A 2871-nucleotide genomic window follows, 5' to 3' on the forward strand; every position below is an offset into this window, starting at 1 on the left:
CCGGTCTTTGCGATAATACGATCTATCGATTGATCCAGAAGGGGCGTTTCAACAAAGCCGGGACAAAGCGCATTGACGGTGATCCCTTGCTTTGCTGTCTCAAGCGCGAGTGCTCGGACCAGCCCCACAACGCCGTGCTTCGCGGCGCAATAGGGTGCTGCATACTGATATCCCTTAAGCCCAGCCGTGGACGAGATGCAGATAATGCGTCCCCAACCGACCTCGCGCATATCCGTAAGCGCCCCTCTGCAAGTCAGGAAGGCCCCGGTTAGATTGACCCTGATCATGCGGTCCCATTGGGCCAAATCAACGCGGTCCATGGGCGCGCTTTCCGCCGCGCCTGCATTAGCAATGGCAACGGTGACGGGGCCATGGGTAGCGCGCGCGGCTTGGAACATCGCGTCGACAGAGGCTTCATCAGTTACGTCCCCTTGGACCGTGTGAACGCCGGGGTGACGCGCCGCAACAGCGGTAAGGGTCTCTTTGCGGCGTCCAGAAATAGTGACATTTGCCCCAGCGCCGACCAAAGCCGAAGCAACAGCAGCGCCAATACCTGTGCCGCCGCCGGTAATGAGTGCGTGCTGGCCGGAAAGATCGATCATGTCAAACCTTCAACATCTGGGTGTCACCCCGTTCAGCGAGACGCTGTAGCTGATCACGCCCCGGGTAATAGGATTGCGGCCAGTTCACCATAGTGTCCTGAAGAGTAGCGTTGGCATGCAATGTCCAATAGGGGTTGGAAAGGTGCGGGCGGGCCAAGCATACGAGATCCGCGCGCCCTGCCATCAAGATCGAGTTTACATGGTCAGGCTCGTAAATATTACCCACTGCCATGGTCTTGAGCCCTGCTTCATTGCGAATGCGATCAGAAAACGGGGTCTGGAACATGCGGCCGTAAACCGGATCGGCACGTATTGATGTTTGGCCAGCGGAGACATCGATAATGTCGACGCCCGCTTCATGGAGCATGCGCGCAATGTCAACTGCATCTTCCGGCGTTATGCCATCGTCACCAACCCAATCATTGGCGGAAATGCGGACTGAGATCGGTTTGCCCTTGGGCCAGACAGCGCGCACTGCGTGGAAAACTTCAAGTGGGAACCGCATGCGGTTCTCAAGGCTGCCGCCATATTCGTCGCAGCGCCGGTTTGTGAGCGGTGTTATGAAAGCGGACATGAGATAGCCGTGTGCATAATGAAGCTCGAGCCAATCAAAACCGCAGCGTTCGGCCATCTCTGCCGAGGCGACGAATTGGTCACGCACCGCTTCCATGTCGCCGCGTGTCATCTCGCGGGGGACCTGGTTGCGATCGGACCAGGGGATTGGCGAAGCCCCGATGATCTCCCAGTTTCCCGTTGTTAGCGGTGCGTCCGCTTCCTCCCAACCAAGTTGGGTTGAGCCCTTGGGGCCCGCATGACCCAGTTGGATCGCAACTTTTGCGTCGGTTTCCTGATGAATAAAGTCAACGATACGCGTCCAGGCAATTTCATGTTCAGGCGCATAAAGCCCCGTGCACCCCGGCGTGATGCGGCCCTCTGGCGAAACGCACGTCATCTCGGCATAGACCAACCCCGCGCCTCCTTTTGCCCGTTCGGCATAATGAACGAAGTGCCAATCGCCCGGGCAGCCATCGACCGCTCGATACTGCGCCATGGGGGAGACGACAACGCGATTTTTGAGTTCTAACTCGCGTAACCGAAAAGGCGCGAACATCGGCGCATGAGCGGCCTTCGTGGACGCGCCCGCCTGGTCAAAGAACCAGCGTTCCGCGCTTTCAAGCCAATCCTTGTCGCGCATTCGCAGGTTTTCGTGGGAAATGCGTTGGGATCGCGTAAGCAGGGAATAATTAAACTGTACCGGGTCGAGATGGAGGTAGCGCTCTACGTCTTCGAACCATTCGAGCGAGTTACGCGCGGCGGATTGCAGGCGCAAAACCTCGGTACGGCGCTCGTCCTCATAGCGCGCAAAAGCCGCCTGCATTGTCGGTTCGCTTGCGAGATAGTCAGCCAGCGCAATCGCACTTTCCATCGCCAGCTTTGTTCCTGATCCAATCGAAAAATGTGCGGTCGCGGCAGCATCCCCCATGAGCACGATGTTTTTGTGCGACCATTTTTGACACAGCACGCGGGGGAAATTGAGCCAGGCCGAACCGCGCACATGGGCGGCGTTAGTAAGAAGCGCGTGGCCGCCGAGATAATCCTTGAATATCGATTCGCATTTCTCAATTGTCTCCGCTTGGCTTAACTCGCCAAAGCCAAAAGCGTTCCAAGTGTCCTCACCGCACTCAACGATGAACGTCGCAGTATCCGCATCGAACTGATAGGCATGCGCCCATATCCAGCCGTGTTCGGTTTCTTCAAAAATAAATGTGAAGGCATCGTCGAACTTTTGTTGCGTGCCAAGCCAGACGAATTTGCATTTTCGGGTGTCGGTGTTTGGTTCAAACGTTGCTGCGTGTTCATGCCGGACTTTTGAATTGAGGCCGTCCGCCGCGACAATGAGGTCAAAATCTGCGAATTCATCGGTTGAGGCGTATTCATGCTCGAATTGAAGTACGACGCCAAGCTCGCGCGCACGCGCTTGCAGAAGATCCAGTAATTTCTGCCGACCAATACCGCAAAACCCGTGCCCCGTTGAAACCATGCGTTCACCGCGATAATTGACCGCAATGTCGTCCCAATAGGCGAAGTGCTTGCGAATGGCTTCGGCGCTTAGGGGATCGTTAGCCGCCAAGTTGTCCAGTGTTTCGTCCGAAAGAACCACGCCCCAACCGAAGGTATCGTCGGGCTTGTTACGCTCGAACACCACCACCTCGTGTTGCGGCGCGCGCAGCTTTGTTGAGATGGCGAAGTACAGTCCGGCGGGCCCGCC

The 2871-nt window shown here is 56.9% G+C and carries 2 protein-coding genes; both read right to left on the reverse strand.

Translation table 11 applies throughout. The features are described 5' to 3' along the window. A partial coding sequence (locus Q1B15_RS17020; protein ID WP_299755893.1) for an SDR family NAD(P)-dependent oxidoreductase occupies nt 1-602 on the reverse strand: 602 nt, incomplete at its 3' end. Between the two features lies 1 nt (nt 603). Next, nucleotides 604-2871, reverse strand: a 2268-nt coding sequence (locus Q1B15_RS17025) for a bifunctional salicylyl-CoA 5-hydroxylase/oxidoreductase (protein WP_299755896.1), incomplete at its 5' end; no start/stop codon positions are given.

The organism is uncultured Boseongicola sp., assembly GCF_937988555.1.
Taxonomy (GTDB): domain Bacteria; phylum Pseudomonadota; class Alphaproteobacteria; order Rhodobacterales; family Rhodobacteraceae; genus Boseongicola.